This window comes from Peribacillus sp. TH14, assembly GCF_016651145.1.
GTDB lineage: Bacteria > Bacillota > Bacilli > Bacillales > DSM-1321 > Peribacillus > Peribacillus butanolivorans.
This window is the reverse complement of the sequence record NZ_JAEKEK010000001.1, coordinates 179,862-195,809: the sequence shown is the minus strand read 5'-3', so window position 1 is coordinate 195,809 and position 15,948 is coordinate 179,862. Positions and strand designations below refer to the sequence as shown.

The following is a 15,948-nucleotide window of genomic DNA, read 5'->3' as shown; positions in this document are numbered from 1 at the left end:
AATGGCAAGAGTGGGGAAACCCACTCTTTCGTGTTGTATTGACCATTTATTTTGAATCCGAAACCAAGCGCATACAACGCACGTATGGAGGAAACAAATGAGTAAAAAGGTAACGGAAGTTGTAGAAGAATTAGCATTACCAATTCTTGAAGAATTGCAGCTTGAATTAGTTGAAGTGGAGTATGTGAAGGAAGGTAAAAGCTGGTTCCTTCGAGTTTACATTGATAAAGAAACAGGCGTAGATCTTGAAGATTGCGGAAAAGCGAGTGAAAAGCTCAGTGAAAAGCTTGATGAAGTTGATCCAATTCCACAAATTTATTTTCTCGAAGTTTCATCTCCCGGAGCTGAAAGGCCTCTGAAAAAAGAGAAAGATTTCCTTAATGCTATCGGTAAAAATGTTTACATAAAAACATACGAGCCCATTTTAGATGAAAAAGAATTTGAAGGAATCTTAACCAGCTTCGATGGGAACGAAGTGACGCTTGAAATCAAAATCAAGACAAGAAAGAAAACAATCGTCATTCCATACGAAAAGGTAGCCAAAGCAAGATTGGCGATTACCTTCTCTTAAGTCAAGCAAATCAATAATTAAATATCCGTAAGGGGGATCACCATGGGCAATGAGTTATTGGATGCTCTCTATATTTTAGAAAACGAAAAAGGAATTTCCAGGGAAGTTTTAATCGACGCGATTGAGGCCGCTCTTATATCGGCATATCGTCGTAACTTTAACCAAGCGCAAAATGTGCGTATCGATTTGAATCTTGGTAAAGGAACAATGCGTGTATTTGCCAGAAAAGACGTTGTAGATGAAGTATTCGATTCACGTCTGGAAATTTCTGTTGAAGAAGCAAGAGCGATTGATCCCAACTACCAGCTAGAGGATATTGTCGAAATGGAAGTAACGCCAAAAGATTTCGGCCGCATTGCTGCACAAACAGCGAAGCAAGTTGTTACTCAAAGAGTGCGTGAAGCAGAGCGCGGCATCATTTATGCTGAATTCATTGATCGCGAAGAGGATATCATGACAGGGATTGTTCAACGTCAGGATTCTCGATTTATCTATGTGAGTCTAGGTAAAATCGAAGCATTGCTTCCAGTCAATGAACAAATGCCTAATGAGCAGTATAAACCTCATGATCGTATTAAAGTTTTTATCACAAAAGTTGAAAAGACGTCCAAGGGGCCGCAAATTTTTGTATCCCGTTCACATCCTGGACTTTTAAAACGTTTATTCGAAATCGAAGTGCCTGAAATTTTTGATGGAACAGTAGAAATTAAGTCAGTTGCTCGTGAAGCAGGTGACCGTTCAAAAATCTCCGTGCACTCTGAAAACGAAGAAGTCGATCCGGTCGGTTCCTGCGTAGGCCAAAAGGGACAACGTGTCCAGGCCATCGTCAATGAATTAAAAGGTGAAAAAATCGATATCGTTAAATGGTCGGAAAATCCGGTTATCTTTGTTGCGAATGCTTTAAGCCCTTCAAAAGTACTTGAAGTTATCGTAAAAGAAGAAGAAAAGGCGACAACTGTAATCGTTCCGGACTATCAGCTTTCACTTGCAATTGGTAAGCGTGGACAAAATGCTCGCTTAGCTGCCAAACTTACTGGTTGGAAAATTGATATCAAGAGTGAAACAGAAGCCCGTGAAGCGGGTATTTACCCGGTTGAAGAACAGGAATTCCTTTTAAGCAGGGATAGCTATGTGAATGAAGAGGATATAGATTTCGAAGAGGATAACGAGTAAATTTAGAGGTGAAAAAAGATGAATAGCCGAAAAAAAATCCCGATGCGTAAATGTGTGGCCACAGGCGAAATGAAGCCGAAGAAAGAACTCATACGTATCGTTCGATCTAAAGAAGGGGAAGTCAGCCTTGATCCGACCGGGAAAAAATCGGGAAGGGGAGCTTATTTGACTCTTGATCGGGATGTTATCGAGCTGGCCAAAAAGAAAAATGTGCTGGCTAATCACCTTAGTACCCAAATCGATTCCTCCCTTTATGAACAATTGCTTGAATTAGTGAATAAGGAGAAATACTAACACCATGACCCAACAACAACAATGGATGTCTCTATTAGGTTTGGCCAATCGAGCACGCAAGCTAATTTCGGGTGAAGAATTAGTGGTTAAAGAGATTAGAAGCGGTAATGCCAAAGTTGTTATTTTATCCGCGGACGCTTCAAAAAACACTGAAAAAAAAATATCTGATAAGTGCGCATTTTATCAGGTTCCTTTAAAAAGAGTCGAAAGCAGGTCTATGCTCGGCCATGCGATTGGTAAGGAAGCTAGAGTTGCCGTCGCAGTTCTGGATGAAGGTTTTGCACAAAAACTCCGAACGCTGCTCGATTAAATTTTACGGGGGTGAACGTATGACAAAATTGCGTGTATATGAATATGCAAAACAAAAGAACGTTTCAAGCAAGGAAGTAATAACTAAACTTAAAGAAATGAATATAGAGGTAACAAACCATATGACAGCATTAGACGATTCAACTGTAAATAAATTAAACGATTCAATTAAGCCTAAAAGCGAAGATAAAAGCCCAGCTACTGAACCAAAAGCTAACGCTACGGTTGCAAAATACGAAGCTGAAGCAGATGAGAAGAGTACAGTTAATAAAGAAAAGCTAAAGAAAAAACCTCCCGTTAAACCTGTAGGTACGAAAAAACCAGCAGGACAGTTTAGTAGAGGTAGAAATAACCGAAATAAAAATAATAAACAAAGACAACAAGCACCACAGGCTCCTGTTACTAAACGTAAAGAAAGAGAACTTCCAGAGAAAATTACGTTTTATGAGTCTTTGACTGTTATGGAACTTGGTAAAAAACTTCACCGTGAACCGTCTGAAATCATTAAAAAGCTTTTCATGCTTGGTGTGATGGCTACAATTAACCAAACATTAGATAAAGATGCTATAGAATTAATCTGTACAGAATACGGTGTATTGGCTGAAGAAGAGATTCGTGTTGATCTAACTGACCTTGAGTCATTAGTGACTGAAGATGCTTCTGAAGATTTGATCGAACGTCCGGCTGTTGTAACGATCATGGGACACGTTGACCATGGTAAAACGACATTGCTTGATTCTATTCGTCATACGAAAGTAACTGAAGGCGAAGCAGGCGGAATCACTCAGCATATCGGTGCTTATCAAGTTAAAGTTAACGACAAAAAAATTACATTCCTTGATACACCAGGACATGCTGCGTTTACAACAATGCGTGCTCGTGGAGCTCAGGTTACAGATATCACAATCCTAGTTGTAGCAGCGGATGATGGTGTTATGCCTCAAACGGTTGAAGCGATTAACCATGCTAAAGCAGCAGAGGTTCCAATTATCGTCGCTGTTAATAAAATGGATAAAGAAGCCGCTAATCCAGACCGCGTTATGCAAGAATTGACAGAGCACGGTTTAGTTTCTGAAGCATGGGGCGGAGATACAATTTTCGTACCTATTTCAGCTAAAAATGGCGAAGGAATCGATAGCTTGTTGGAAATGATTCTACTAGTTAGTGAAGTAGAAGAATATAAAGCAAATCCAACTCGTAAAGCAAACGGAACGGTTATCGAAGCACGTTTGGATAAAGGGCGCGGCTCTGTAGCAACATTGCTTGTTCAAAACGGAACGTTGAAAGTCGGAGATCCAATCGTTATTGGTAATACATTCGGCCGCGTTCGTGCAATGCTTAATGACCTTGGCCGTCGTGTTAAGGATGCAGGTCCTTCTACACCGGTTGAAATCACAGGTTTGAATGAAGTTCCACAGGCTGGGGACCGTTTCATCGTCTTTGAAGATGAAAAAACTGCCCGTCAAGTTGGGGAAGTTCGTGCGCAAAGACAGCTTGCTTCACAACGTAATGAAAAATCTCGTGTAACGCTTGATACATTGTTCGAGCAAATGAAAGAAGGGGAAATTAAAGAATTGAACATCATCTTAAAAGCGGATGTTCAAGGTTCTGCTGAAGCAGTTGCCGCTTCCCTGAATAAAATAGAAGTAGAAGGCGCAAAAGTGAAAATTATTCACACTGGCGTCGGGGCTATTACAGAGTCTGACATTATCCTAGCTACGGCTTCTAATGCAATCGTCATCGGATTTAACGTCCGTCCTGATGTGAATGCGAAGCGTGCGGCTGAATCAGAAAATGTTGATGTCCGCCTTCACCGTATCATTTATAAAGCTATCGAAGAGATCGAGTCGGCTATGAAAGGGATGCTTGACCCTGAATTTGAAGAAAAAATTATTGGTCAGGCTGAAGTTCGTACAACTTTCAAAGTATCTAAAGTTGGTACGATCGCTGGTTCTTATGTTACAGAAGGAAAAATCACACGTGATAGCGGCATTCGCTTAATTCGTGAAGGTGTCGTCATTTACGAAGGTGAAATTGATGCATTGAAACGTTTTAAAGATGATGTAAAAGAAGTGGCAACGAACTATGAGTGCGGTATTACCATTAAAAATTACAATGACCTTAAAGAAGGCGACGTAATTGAAGCTTATGTAATGGAAGAGATAGAGCGTAAATGATCGTTGGCTCTGTCCAATGTGAGTGCATCATCTATGACACCCATTCTTTGAAAGAAAAACGAGCCGTTTTGCAGCGTGTTATGACACGGCTTAAACAGAAGTTCAATATATCGGTAGCAGAAACGGATTTTCAGGATCTATGGCAACGAACAAAGATTTCTATCGTAACCGTTTCATCTTCAAGGAAGGCTACTGAGAGAGAACTTCAAAATGCCCTTAAATTTCTAGATTCTTTTCCGGAAATAGAGCGAACAATAACAGATATAGACTGGCTTTAGGCTAGCGAGGTGATATTATGAGCCTTCGTGCAAATCGTGTTGGCGAACAAATGAAAAAAGAGCTGAGTGAAATTATCGGCCGAAAAATTAAAGATCCAAGAATCGGATTTGTAACAGTAACAGATGTTGACGTTACAGGCGATCTACAACAGGCAACTGTTTATATTTCCGTGTTGGGTGATCAGGAACAACGGGAAAAAACTCTTCAAGGCCTTGCAAAGGCAAAAGGATTTATGCGTTCAGAAATTGGGCAAAGAATCCGTCTTCGCAAAACCCCGGAACTGTTTTTTGAATTTGATGAATCGGTTGATTACGGAAATCGAATCGAATCGTTAATTTCACAAATCAATTCAGAGGAAAAACCGGCTGGAAAAGACGAATAATAAGCAAGCAGAAAAGGAGGTCGACTCAATAAGTGCTTTGCACTTCTTGGGGTCGATCTCTTTTTTTTGAAATGACAGGAAAACGTAGCAAAAAGTAAAAGACACCTTTCGAATTTAAGTTCATATTGTTTGTGCAAGCTGACAGAGGTGCTTCCACTTTTAGAAAATGAGGTGAAAGTGTGAACGGTATTCTACCATTATGGAAACCAAAGGGATTGACATCCCATGATTGTGTTTTTAAATTAAGGAAGATATTAAAAACAAAAAAGGTTGGGCATACAGGCACTTTAGATCCTGATGTCACAGGGGTTTTACCGATTTGTATCGGTAGGGCAACAAAAGTCGCCGAATATTTGACAGAGGCAGGTAAAGCGTATGAAGGGGAAGTGACCCTTGGTTTTTCAACGACAACGGAAGATGCAAGCGGCGATAAGGTAGCTGAAAAAAGGATTACTCAAGTGATTCAGCGTGAACAAATTCTTGAAGTTTTAGAATCATTAACAGGAAAAATTGAACAGACTCCGCCGATGTTTTCAGCTGTTAAGGTAAACGGGAAAAAGTTATATGAATACGCTCGGGCCGGAATCGAAGTGGAGCGACCGACACGGGAGGTTACCATTTACGAAATCACCCTTCTAGATGAACGTTCTGAATTCAAAGGAGAAACCATTTCTTTCCGTTTTCGTGTTAAGTGCAGTAAAGGAACATATATTAGAACGCTTGCTGTCATGATAGGTGAAAAATTGGGATTTCCAGCACATATGTCAGACCTAACGCGGATTGAATCAGCTGGTTTTAAGCTTGAAGACTGTCTGACATTCGCTGAGGTGGAAGCATTCATGGAAACCGGACAAACAGATGAGTTTCTGCTGCCCTTAGAGCGAGGATTATTTCATTTGCCCAAAATTCAGATTAGTGATAAAGTAGCAAAGAAAGTACTTAACGGTGCGGTATTGGAACAGGCTAAGGATGTTGTTGTTGAGAAAGGTCAGCCTTTTGTAATGGTTGATCCATCTGATAAGGCTATTGCCATTTATCAAATACATCCGACAAAAGAGGGATTAATTAAACCTGTAAAAGTTTTGGCACAAGAATTATAGACCGTTTTGCCGTCGGAAAGAGGAGATTGAAAGGTGAAAGTGATCGCAATAGAGCATCCTCATCAATTTAATTCGGATGATTTTCCGGAGCTTGTAATGGCGCTTGGATTTTTTGATGGCATACATAAAGGGCATCAAATTGTTATTCAAACTGCCAAGCAAAAAGCCGATGAAATGAATCTTAAGTCAGCAGTTATGACATTTGACCCACATCCTTCCGCAGTATTGGGGAGGAAAACGGAAAATATTCGCTATATTACACCACTCGAAGATAAAATAGATATCATAGAATCGATGGAGATAGATTATCTGTTTATCGTTCATTTCAGCAAGGAATTTGCTTCGGTGTTGCCGGAACAGTTCGTTGACGAATATATTGTCGGGCTGAATGTCCGTCACGTTGTAGCCGGCTTTGACTATTCATATGGCCGCTACGGTCAAGGATCGATGGAAGAGTTGCCTGTATACGCACGAGGAAGGTTTACGCAGACGGTTGTTGCGAAACAAACACTTGAAGATGAAAAGGTAAGTTCGACCAGAATCAGAGAAACACTTAGTAACGGTAACTTTTCCGACTTTTATCATTTGGCAGGCCGCCGTTATTTAACGAAAGGGCATGTCGTTCATGGTGAAAAACGAGGCAGGAAGTTGGGTTTCCCCACTGCTAATATTGAAGTAAGTGACGATTATATATTCCCAGCTGCTGGGGTATATGCTGTCAAGATTAATATAAGCGGCCAATGGTATAATGGGGTTTGTAATGTCGGTTATAAACCTACGTTCCATGAAGAAAAGCCGAAATATCCAACCGTAGAGGTTCATGCTTTGGAGTTCTCGGGTGATATTTATGGCAATCAAGTTTCGGTAGAATGGCATACTAGGCTGAGAAGTGAGCAGAAATTTTCTGGACTTGAAGCGTTAGTCGCACAGATTGAAACTGATAAGCAAAATGCGCTAGCTTATTTTTCAAAACTGAAAGTATAAACGGTTAGCAATAGACAATACTTGCAATTTTAATGAAAAACATGTATTCTATTGTATGTATGAAAATAACCATTGCTTGGCTAGTCGAGACTCCGACGCTGGCTCGGTAATAGGTGATTTTACAGAATTTTAGGAGGAATAATAACATGGCTATTACACAAGTACGCAAAAACGAACTTATCGCTGAGTTCAGAACTCACGATACTGACACTGGATCTCCAGAAGTTCAAATCGCAGTATTAACAGAAGAAATCAACAACTTGAACGGTCACTTACGCACACACAAAAAAGACCACCATTCACGTCGCGGTCTTCTTAAAATGGTAGGTAAACGTCGTAATCTTTTAACTTACCTACGTAACAAAGACGTTACTCGTTACCGTACACTAATTAACAAATTAGGTCTACGTAGATAATTTTTTCAGGAAGGCGGGAAATTTCCCGCTTTTTTGATGTTAATCAAATGATTTGGACGTGTTCTATTTTTAGGCTAAGCCTTCGTCCTTGGGACTCGGCAGGAGCCGGGTCTTTTTCTATTTATAAATGATTAGGATATACATAATTGAATGAATGAAAATTTTATTCATTTTACTGTTAATGCTTGTTTTTTTCGTGCATAATAGGAATAGTTTGGTTTTAACTTGAGTTCAGTTACTTTCACATATAATGATTTAATCCAATACAGGTTTAGGTAAACTAAGCCTCTAAGTGAAGATTCAGAGAGGGGTTTAATAAATGGGACAGGAAAAACATACGTATTCATTTGACTGGGCCGGCCGTAATGTAACGGTAGAGATTGGCCAATTGGCCAAACAAGCGAACGGAGCAGTTTTAGTCCGTTATGGAGAAACAGCTGTATTAAGTACAGCAACAGCTTCAAAGGAACCTAGAAATGTCGACTTCTTCCCTTTGACAGTCAACTACGAAGAAAGACTGTATGCAGTCGGTAAAATTCCAGGTGGCTTCATCAAACGTGAAGGCAGACCGAGTGAAAGAGCAATTTTAGCAAGCCGACTAATTGACCGTCCAATCCGTCCGCTATTTGCAGATGGCTTCCGGAACGATGTTCAAATTATCAGTATGGTTATGAGTGTTGATCAAGATTGTTCTTCTGAAATGGCAGCGATGCTTGGTTCATCCCTTGCACTTTCAGTTTCCGATATTCCGTTTGAAGGTCCAATTGCTGGAGTTGTAGTCGGAAGAATTAATAATGAATTCATTATTAACCCTACTGTTGACCAACTTGCAAAAAGCGACATTAACTTGACAGTTGCCGGTACGAAAGATGCTATCAACATGGTTGAAGCTGGAGCAAATGAAGTACCAGAAGAAACTATGCTTGAAGCAATTATGTTTGGTCATGACGAAATCAAGAAGGTTATTGCATTCCAAGAGAAAATTGTTGCTGAAATCGGCAAGGAAAAGCTACAAATCTCTCTATACCAAGTGGATGCAGAACTAGAAGCAGAAGTAAAAGGTCATTGTGAATCAGACCTTAACAAAGCTGTACAAGTTCAGGAAAAACATGCTCGTGAAGATGCTATTAAAGAAGTAAAAGATCGCGTGTTGGCTCATTATGAGGAAGAAACTGATGAAGCTAAACTAAAACAAATCAAAGAAATCCTAAATAAATTGGTTAAATCAGAAGTCCGTCGTTTAATTACGGAAGAAAAGGTACGTCCAGATGGCCGTAACCCGGATGAGATTAGACCATTATCATCTGAAGTAACTATTCTGCCTCGTACACACGGTTCTGGTTTGTTCACACGTGGACAAACTCAAGCACTTTCTATCTGTACATTAGGTGCCCTTGGCGATGTACAGATTTTGGACGGTCTTGGAACCGAAGAGTCGAAACGTTTCATGCATCATTATAACTTCCCTCATTTCAGTGTTGGTGAAACAGGCCCGATTCGTGGTGCAGGACGTCGTGAAATCGGACATGGTGCACTTGGTGAAAGAGCATTAGAACCGGTTATACCGAATGATAAAGACTTCCCTTATACAATTAGACTTGTGTCTGAAGTTCTTGAATCTAATGGCTCAACATCGCAAGCAAGTATCTGTGCAAGTACGCTAGCAATGATGGATGCTGGTGTTCCGTTGAAAGCTCCAGTTGCAGGTATTGCAATGGGTCTTGTTAAAACAGGTGAGCACTACACGATCTTAACAGATATTCAAGGCATGGAAGATCATCTAGGAGACATGGACTTTAAAGTTGCTGGAACGTCAAAAGGTGTTACAGCCCTTCAAATGGATATTAAAATTGAGGGTCTTTCAAGAGAAATTCTTGAAGAAGCATTACTTCAAGCTAAACATGGCCGGATGCACATTTTGGAATCAATGATGGCAACAATCAATCAACCGCGTGAGCAATTATCCAAATATGCTCCGAAAATCGTTACAATGTCTATTAATCCAGACAAAATCCGCGATGTCATTGGACCGAGCGGTAAACATATCAATAAAATCATTGAAGAAACTGGCGTAAAAATTGATATCGAACAAGATGGAACGGTATTCATTTCTTCTACAGATGAAGCAATGATTCAAAAAGCGAAGAAAATTATCGAAGATATCGTGCGTGAAGTCGTTGTAGGCGAACTATACTTAGGTAAAGTTAAACGTATTGAAAAATTCGGAGCGTTCGTTGAAATCTTCAATGGTAAAGATGGTTTGGTCCATATTTCTGAACTGGCTGAAGAAAGAGTCGGTAAAGTGGAAGATGTCGTTTCACTTGGCGATGAGCTATTAGTTAAAGTTACTGAGATTGATAAGCAAGGAAGGGTTAACCTTTCCCGTAAAGCGGTCCTTAAAGAACAAAAAGAGGCAGCTAATCCTTCTCAGTCATAATAGAAATAAAAATTCGGCATGCGGTTCCTAGTGAATCTGCATGCTTTTTTGTTTTAAAGGATTCATCGTTATATATGGAAATTCGCAATAAAAGTATGTAATGTTCTACCTTGTCCGTTTTCTTCATACATTTTTGTATGAAGGGGGCGTAAAAAATGAATAATAAATGGAAGCAGATAGTTGCGATAAGTGCCATTGCAGGTATATCATGGTTATTAGTGCAAAATCCATATACACATATTTATTTGACCCAATTAACAGATCATTCAGTTGCGTCAATGAAGCAGGAAGATGAGCTTCTTTTACAAATAAAAGAATCAACAAAAAAATATGAGATTGCACCACAGGATGCACGAATAGATTCGGTTTGGAAAACCGTTCCTGCATATAATGGCCTAAAGGTAAATATTGATGATTCGTATAAAGCTATGAAGAAGGAGGGCGGATTCGATAAGGATAAACTGGTATATCAACAAGTTCCAGCAAAGATTCATTTAAACGATCTCGACCCGGCTCCGATTTACCGGGCCCATCCGGAAAAGCCAGTGGTATCATTTTTAATCAATGTGGCCTGGGGTAATGAATACTTACAGGATATGTTGGCTGTGTTAAAAAAACATAATGTCAAGGCAACATTTTTCCTTGAAGGTAATTGGACTAAGAAGAACCCAGAATTGGCGAAGATGATTAAGGGTGGAGGACACGAAATCGGAAACCACTCCTATTCACATCCGAATATGCAAAATATTTCCTCTCAGGCTACACGTGAGGAAATTCGTAAAACGAATGAAGTCATTGAAGCGGTGACAGGTGTGAAGATGAAATGGTTCGCCCCTCCAAGCGGAAGCTACCGAGACGAAACGGTAAAAATCGCGGATTCTCTCGGTTTAAAGACAGTTATGTGGAGTGTGGATACGATTGACTGGCAAAAACCAAGTCCTGAAGTACTTCAACAGAGGGTGCTTTCTAAGGTTCACCCGGGAGCATTTATTTTAATGCATCCTACAGAATCTACCGCGAAATCATTGGAAACGTTAATTATTAATATAGAAAAGAAAGACTTAGATGTTGTTACCGTTTCAGAAGCAGTAGATGAAGAGCGGTTGAATCCATAACGTTATGGTTACGAAAGCAGCATAGAATGATTGGGAGGAATGTTAGTTGATTAAGAAATACACTTGTCAAAATGGAGTAAGAATTGTATTAGAAAATATTCCAACAGTACGTTCAGCAGCAATTGGAGTATGGATCAAAACAGGTTCACGAAATGAAACACCAGAATTGAATGGGGTTTCCCATTTCCTTGAACATATGTTTTTCAAAGGAACAACTACGAGGAATGCACGTGAAATTGCCGAGTCGTTTGACAGTATTGGCGGACAAGTGAATGCATTTACTTCAAAAGAGTACACATGCTATTATGCAAAAGTTATGGATAACCATGCTAGCTATGCGCTTGAAATCCTTGCTGATATGTTCTTCAACTCCACTTTTGATGAGGAAGAATTGAAAAAAGAAAAAAATGTCGTCTACGAAGAGATTAAAATGTATGAAGATACACCTGATGATATTGTCCATGATCTCTTAAGCAAGGCGGTATACGAAAATCATCCCCTTGGCTATCCAATACTAGGTACGGAAAGTACACTTGAAACATTCAATAGTGAGACATTAAAGAAATATGTTCACGATATGTACACGCCTGATAAAGTCGTCGTTTCCATTGCAGGAAATGTGGATGAAAAATTAATTCAAGAAGTCGAAAGCTACTTTGGCTCGTACCAAGGAGGGGAAGAGCGTCTTGAATTGGTGAAGCCGGCATTCCATGAAAATAGGATCACGCGTAAAAAAGAAACTGAGCAAGCCCATCTTTGCCTTGGTTTTAAAGGGTTAGAAATTGGTAATGACAAAACATACAGCTTGATTACCTTGAATAATATTCTTGGTGGAAGCATGAGTAGCCGTCTATTCCAGGACGTTAGGGAACAACGCGGTCTTGCATATTCTGTCTACTCTTACCATTCCAGCTACCAGGATACAGGTTTGGTGACAGTGTATGGAGGGACAGGCACAAGTCAGCTTGATAGTTTGTATGAAACCATTCAGGAAACACTGGATACACTAAAAAAAGACGGTATCACGGAAAAGGAATTGCGCAATAGTAAAGAGCAACTTAAAGGAAGCTTAATGCTAAGCCTTGAAAGCACGAACAGCCGCATGAGCCGTAACGGGAAAAATGAGCTTATGCTGGGTGAGCACCGCTCTCTTGATGATATCATTATCAAGATTGATGAAGTGACAGAGAATAGCGTCAATGAAATGGCAAACCAAATCTTCAAGGAACATTCCTTGTCATTGGTGAGCCCGCTGGAAAATTGGGACAAATAAAAATTCACAAGCCTGAACTTCTGTTTATTATATAGAAGAGCAGGCTTTTTTTTTTAAAAGCTTTTGAAAATACAAGGACCTTTCGGTAAGTACAATTTTTAGATAAATGCCTTCTAAGTTCACCTTTTTCGGATATAGATTGAATAGAAGGTGAAAAAAGGGGGAGCTTGTATTGAGATTGAGTGAATTAAGTGGTAAAGAAATTGTTGATGTGAACAGAGCGGAGAGATTAGGTGTTCTTGGTCAGACGGATTTGGAAGTAGATGAAACTGGACAAATTACCACGTTGATTATTCCTTCAGTTAAGTGGTTCGGACTCTTAAGAAATGGCAGTGAAATTCGCGTCCCATGGGAGCATATTAAAAAAATAGGAACGGATATGCTCATCATCGATTTTCAGGAGGGACTTCCCATTAAAGATGGCGAGCATATGGACGGATAAACCAATTTATAGCATGGATGGTTACTATTGAAACTATTCATCAATATAATAAACGCCTTAGCAGGCATTTGCTAAGGCGTTTTTGCTTTTCTTATCACCGTTTTTTAAGTAAAAACATAAGATGGCATGGTAACTAGAGAATGTAGCAAAAACCGAATTGCTTCTTGAGGAATATTTACCAAGAGGCGAGGGATGTTAGGATCTTTTATATAAAGAAGGTGACGGTTTTAATGCTCACAGGCATGCAAATCGCTGTAATTGGTGGAGATGCGCGTCAACTTGAAGTTGTCCGTAAACTGACAGAGCTTGATGCAAAGCTACTATTAGTAGGTTTTGAACAGCTCGACCATGCTTTTACAGGAGCGGTTAAGGAAAAAATGGAGGATATAAATTTTAATGAATTAGATTCGGTTATTTTACCAGTCCGAGGTACTGATACAAATGGTAAGGTGGAAACGATTTTTTCCAGTGAAGAAGTTGTTTTGAGCGAAGAAATGATAAAAAAGACCCCAGCCCATTGCGTTTTTTATTCAGGGATTAGTAATGATTATCTTGATGGAATATTTAAGAAAGCGGACCGCAAACTCGTACTACTATTTGAACGTGATGATGTGGCTATTTACAATTCGATTCCTACTGTTGAAGGAGCAATCATGATGGCCATTCAGCATACGGATTTCACAATCCATGGCTCGAATGTATCTGTTCTCGGACTGGGTAGGGTTGGTATGAGTGTAGCTCGGTCATTCCAAGCCCTTGGAGCAAAGGTAAAGGTTGGAGCAAGAAAAAGCGAAGATATTGCGAGGATTTGTGAAATGGCGTTAACCCCCTTTCATTTAAATGATATTGCTGCAGAAATGAAAAATGTTGATATATGTATTAATACGATCCCTTTTCCGATTATTACGGCCAAAGTAATTGCAAACATGCCCGTCCATACATTAATTATCGACCTTGCTTCAAAACCGGGGGGGACGGATTTTCGTTATGCTGAAAAAAGGGGAATAAAGGCACTTTTGGCTCCGAGTCTACCGGGGATAGTTGCCCCAAAAACAGCGGGTCAGATCTTAGCGAATGCACTTGGGCTTTTGATCCAAGGTGAGTTCATGAAAAGGAAGGGGAAAAAAATATGAGTCTCCAAGGAAAACGGATTGGTTTCGGATTAACAGGGTCGCATTGCACATACGATGAAGTGTTTCCGGAAATAGAAAAGATTGTAAATGAAGGGGCGGAAGTAATACCAATAGTAACATCGACAGTTCAAAACACGGAAACCCGCTTCGGAAAGGGCGAGGACTGGGTTGAAAGAATCGAAAAATTGACGGGGAATCGTGTCGTTGATACAATCGTCAAAGCAGAGCCTTTAGGACCTAAATTACCGCTCGACTGTATGGTAATTGCTCCTTTGACAGGTAATTCAATGAGTAAAATGGCTAATGCTCTTACCGATTCGCCTGTACTTATGGCTGCAAAAGCAACGATGAGAAATCACCGTCCTGTTGTGGTCGCCATATCAACAAATGATGCGCTTGGATTAAATGGTGTCAATTTAATGAGGCTAATGGCCGCAAAAGATATTTATTTTGTTCCTTACGGCCAGGATAACCCCATTGGTAAACCAAGTTCCATGGTTGCCAGGATGAGCATGATTCGGGATACAATCATTGCAGCTATAGAGAGAGAGCAAATTCAACCAGTTATTGTCGAAAGGTTTAAGGATGATTTAAACTGATCATGCGCTCTAAGTAAGCTCCTAGTTCCTAAAAACTGTAATATATGCATAACTTTGTAGCGGTAGATGCAGAATATTTTGTTAAAGTGCGACCCTTTGGAATGTTAATGTGATAAAATAAATGATATTCTGAACAAGAAGAAGTAAATCTAACAACCAACTAACTTTTAGAGATAGAAAAGGAGTATTGACAAATGACTGAGACACAGGGATTGCATATTGCAGTTGTGGGAGCAACTGGAGCTGTAGGACAACAAATGATTTCAACACTTGAACAACGGGACCTACCGATTAAGAAAATCATCTTTTTATCATCGGCTCGTTCCGCAGGAATCAAACTTTCATTTAAGGGCGAAGAAATCGAAGTGCAGGAAGCAAAACCTGAAAGCTTTGAAGGTGTCGATATCGCTTTATTCAGTGCTGGAGGAAGCGTGTCTAAGGAATTGGCACCAGAAGCAGTGAAACGCGGAGCAATAGTAGTAGACAATACGAGCGCATTCCGTATGGATGAAAATGTGCCGCTTGTCGTACCGGAAGTAAATGAAGAAGACTTAAAACAGCATAATGGGATCATTGCCAACCCGAATTGTTCAACTATCCAAATGGTTGTGGCATTAGAACCTATCCGCCAGACTTATGGCTTATCAAAAGTTGTTGTTTCTACTTATCAGGCTGTTTCTGGTGCAGGAGTTGCAGCAATAAACGAATTAAAAGAACAAGCTCGCGACTTGCTGGATGAGAAAGAAATCAAACCGAAAATTTTACCGGTAAAAGGAGATGAAAAGCATTATCAAATCGCTTTTAATGTCATTCCCCAAATCGATAAATTCCAGGATAATGGATTCACTTTTGAAGAAATGAAAATGATTAATGAAACAAAGAAAATTATGCACATGGAAGAACTTCCTGTAGCCGCAACATGTGTAAGGCTTCCTGTTGTAACAGGTCATTCAGAGTCTGTTTATATTGAAGTTGAAAAAGAAGGCATATCTGCTTCTCAAATCAAAGATTTGATGAAAACAGCACCTGGAATTGTATTAGAAGATGAGCCGGAACAACAAGTTTATCCAACACCTGCTTCATCTGTCGGAAAGAATGATGTATTCGTTGGACGGATTCGCAAAGATTTAGATGAAGATAAAGGCTTCCATTTATGGGTGGTTTCCGATAATCTATTAAAAGGAGCAGCTTGGAACTCTGTTCAAATCGCTGAAAGCCTTTTAAAATTAGGTTTGGTAACAGTTAAGTAAGAAATTATATATTC

Annotated in this window: 17 protein-coding genes; all 17 read left to right on the top strand. The window is 39.8% G+C overall.

The annotated features are described in order from the left end of the window. The first annotated feature begins 97 nt into the window (after positions 1-97). The 17 genes from rimP to asd all read left to right on the top strand — a co-directional run bounded on the left by rimP (position 98) and on the right by asd (position 15,934). A complete protein-coding gene (gene rimP, locus JFU50_RS01070) occupies positions 98-571 on the top strand; it encodes a ribosome maturation factor RimP (protein WP_053345358.1) in 474 nt (157 codons plus the stop codon). A 42-nt stretch (positions 572-613) separates the two neighbouring features. After that, positions 614-1,744, top strand: a complete 1,131-nt coding sequence (gene nusA, locus JFU50_RS01065; RefSeq protein WP_053345359.1) for a transcription termination factor NusA — start codon at positions 614-616, stop codon at positions 1,742-1,744. An 18-nt stretch (positions 1,745-1,762) separates the two neighbouring features. Further along, the gene (gene rnpM, locus JFU50_RS01060; protein ID WP_053345360.1) at positions 1,763-2,038 is read left to right on the top strand and encodes an RNase P modulator RnpM; all 276 of its coding nucleotides are present in this window, start codon (positions 1,763-1,765) and stop codon (positions 2,036-2,038) included. Positions 2,039-2,042: 4 nt separating this feature from the next. After that, positions 2,043-2,348 carry a YlxQ family RNA-binding protein gene (locus tag JFU50_RS01055; RefSeq protein WP_056526846.1) on the top strand — a complete coding sequence of 102 codons (306 nt, stop codon included), beginning with the start codon at positions 2,043-2,045 and terminating at the stop codon, positions 2,346-2,348. 19 nt (positions 2,349-2,367) lie between these two features. Next, on the top strand, positions 2,368-4,524 hold the full coding sequence (gene infB / locus JFU50_RS01050) for a translation initiation factor IF-2 (protein ID WP_201181401.1): 2,157 nt from the start codon (positions 2,368-2,370) through the stop codon (positions 4,522-4,524). Next, complete coding sequence (locus JFU50_RS01045) at positions 4,521-4,802, top strand: DUF503 domain-containing protein (RefSeq protein ID WP_053345363.1); 282 nt, start codon at positions 4,521-4,523, stop codon at positions 4,800-4,802. Before infB ends, JFU50_RS01045 begins: the two co-directional genes overlap by 4 nt. A 17-nt stretch (positions 4,803-4,819) precedes the next feature. Then, complete coding sequence (gene rbfA, locus JFU50_RS01040; protein ID WP_053345364.1) at positions 4,820-5,185, top strand: 30S ribosome-binding factor RbfA; 366 nt, start codon at positions 4,820-4,822, stop codon at positions 5,183-5,185. Between the two features lie 179 nt (positions 5,186-5,364). Then, positions 5,365-6,285 carry a tRNA pseudouridine(55) synthase TruB gene (truB, locus tag JFU50_RS01035; protein WP_053345365.1) on the top strand — a complete coding sequence of 307 codons (921 nt, stop codon included), beginning with the start codon at positions 5,365-5,367 and terminating at the stop codon, positions 6,283-6,285. Positions 6,286-6,318: 33 nt separating this feature from the next. After that, complete coding sequence (gene ribF / locus JFU50_RS01030) at positions 6,319-7,269, top strand: bifunctional riboflavin kinase/FAD synthetase (RefSeq protein ID WP_201221380.1); 951 nt, start codon at positions 6,319-6,321, stop codon at positions 7,267-7,269. A 146-nt stretch (positions 7,270-7,415) separates the two neighbouring features. Next, entirely contained in the window at positions 7,416-7,685 is a 270-nt protein-coding gene (rpsO, locus tag JFU50_RS01025) for a 30S ribosomal protein S15 (RefSeq protein ID WP_053345367.1), read from the top strand. Positions 7,686-8,004: 319 nt separating this feature from the next. Beyond that, the gene (gene pnp, locus JFU50_RS01020; RefSeq protein ID WP_056526855.1) at positions 8,005-10,122 is read left to right on the top strand and encodes a polyribonucleotide nucleotidyltransferase; all 2,118 of its coding nucleotides are present in this window, start codon (positions 8,005-8,007) and stop codon (positions 10,120-10,122) included. A 155-nt stretch (positions 10,123-10,277) separates the two neighbouring features. Beyond that, the gene (locus JFU50_RS01015; protein ID WP_201221378.1) at positions 10,278-11,237 is read left to right on the top strand and encodes a polysaccharide deacetylase family protein; all 960 of its coding nucleotides are present in this window, start codon (positions 10,278-10,280) and stop codon (positions 11,235-11,237) included. A gap of 46 nt (positions 11,238-11,283) precedes the next feature. Beyond that, positions 11,284-12,510: a M16 family metallopeptidase gene (locus tag JFU50_RS01010; protein ID WP_053345370.1), complete on the top strand. Its 1,227-nt coding sequence runs from the start codon at positions 11,284-11,286 to the stop codon at positions 12,508-12,510. Between the two features lie 172 nt (positions 12,511-12,682). Then, positions 12,683-12,952, top strand: a complete 270-nt coding sequence (locus JFU50_RS01005; protein ID WP_053345371.1) for a YlmC/YmxH family sporulation protein — start codon at positions 12,683-12,685, stop codon at positions 12,950-12,952. A 230-nt stretch (positions 12,953-13,182) separates the two neighbouring features. Further along, positions 13,183-14,085, top strand: a complete 903-nt coding sequence (dpaA, locus tag JFU50_RS01000) for a dipicolinic acid synthetase subunit A (protein ID WP_201221376.1) — start codon at positions 13,183-13,185, stop codon at positions 14,083-14,085. Beyond that, on the top strand, positions 14,082-14,684 hold the full coding sequence (locus JFU50_RS00995; RefSeq protein WP_053345373.1) for a dipicolinate synthase subunit B: 603 nt from the start codon (positions 14,082-14,084) through the stop codon (positions 14,682-14,684). The genes dpaA and JFU50_RS00995 overlap by 4 nt, the downstream gene beginning before the upstream one ends. 194 nt (positions 14,685-14,878) lie before the next feature. After that, positions 14,879-15,934, top strand: a complete 1,056-nt coding sequence (asd, locus tag JFU50_RS00990; RefSeq protein ID WP_201221374.1) for an aspartate-semialdehyde dehydrogenase — start codon at positions 14,879-14,881, stop codon at positions 15,932-15,934. Positions 15,935-15,948 lie beyond the last annotated feature (14 nt).

Coding starts and splice junctions, on each gene's coding strand:
- infB (WP_201181401.1), top strand. CDS start 2,368: ATGACAAAATTGCGTGTATATGAATATGCAAAACAAAAGAACGTTTCA.
- nusA (WP_053345359.1), top strand. CDS start 614: ATGGGCAATGAGTTATTGGATGCTCTCTATATTTTAGAAAACGAAAAA.
- JFU50_RS01055 (WP_056526846.1), top strand. CDS start 2,043: ATGACCCAACAACAACAATGGATGTCTCTATTAGGTTTGGCCAATCGA.
- pnp (WP_056526855.1), top strand. CDS start 8,005: ATGGGACAGGAAAAACATACGTATTCATTTGACTGGGCCGGCCGTAAT.
- rbfA (WP_053345364.1), top strand. CDS start 4,820: ATGAGCCTTCGTGCAAATCGTGTTGGCGAACAAATGAAAAAAGAGCTG.
- JFU50_RS01045 (WP_053345363.1), top strand. CDS start 4,521: ATGATCGTTGGCTCTGTCCAATGTGAGTGCATCATCTATGACACCCAT.
- rimP (WP_053345358.1), top strand. CDS start 98: ATGAGTAAAAAGGTAACGGAAGTTGTAGAAGAATTAGCATTACCAATT.
- dpaA (WP_201221376.1), top strand. CDS start 13,183: ATGCTCACAGGCATGCAAATCGCTGTAATTGGTGGAGATGCGCGTCAA.
- asd (WP_201221374.1), top strand. CDS start 14,879: ATGACTGAGACACAGGGATTGCATATTGCAGTTGTGGGAGCAACTGGA.
- JFU50_RS00995 (WP_053345373.1), top strand. CDS start 14,082: ATGAGTCTCCAAGGAAAACGGATTGGTTTCGGATTAACAGGGTCGCAT.
- rnpM (WP_053345360.1), top strand. CDS start 1,763: ATGAATAGCCGAAAAAAAATCCCGATGCGTAAATGTGTGGCCACAGGC.
- JFU50_RS01015 (WP_201221378.1), top strand. CDS start 10,278: ATGAATAATAAATGGAAGCAGATAGTTGCGATAAGTGCCATTGCAGGT.
- rpsO (WP_053345367.1), top strand. CDS start 7,416: ATGGCTATTACACAAGTACGCAAAAACGAACTTATCGCTGAGTTCAGA.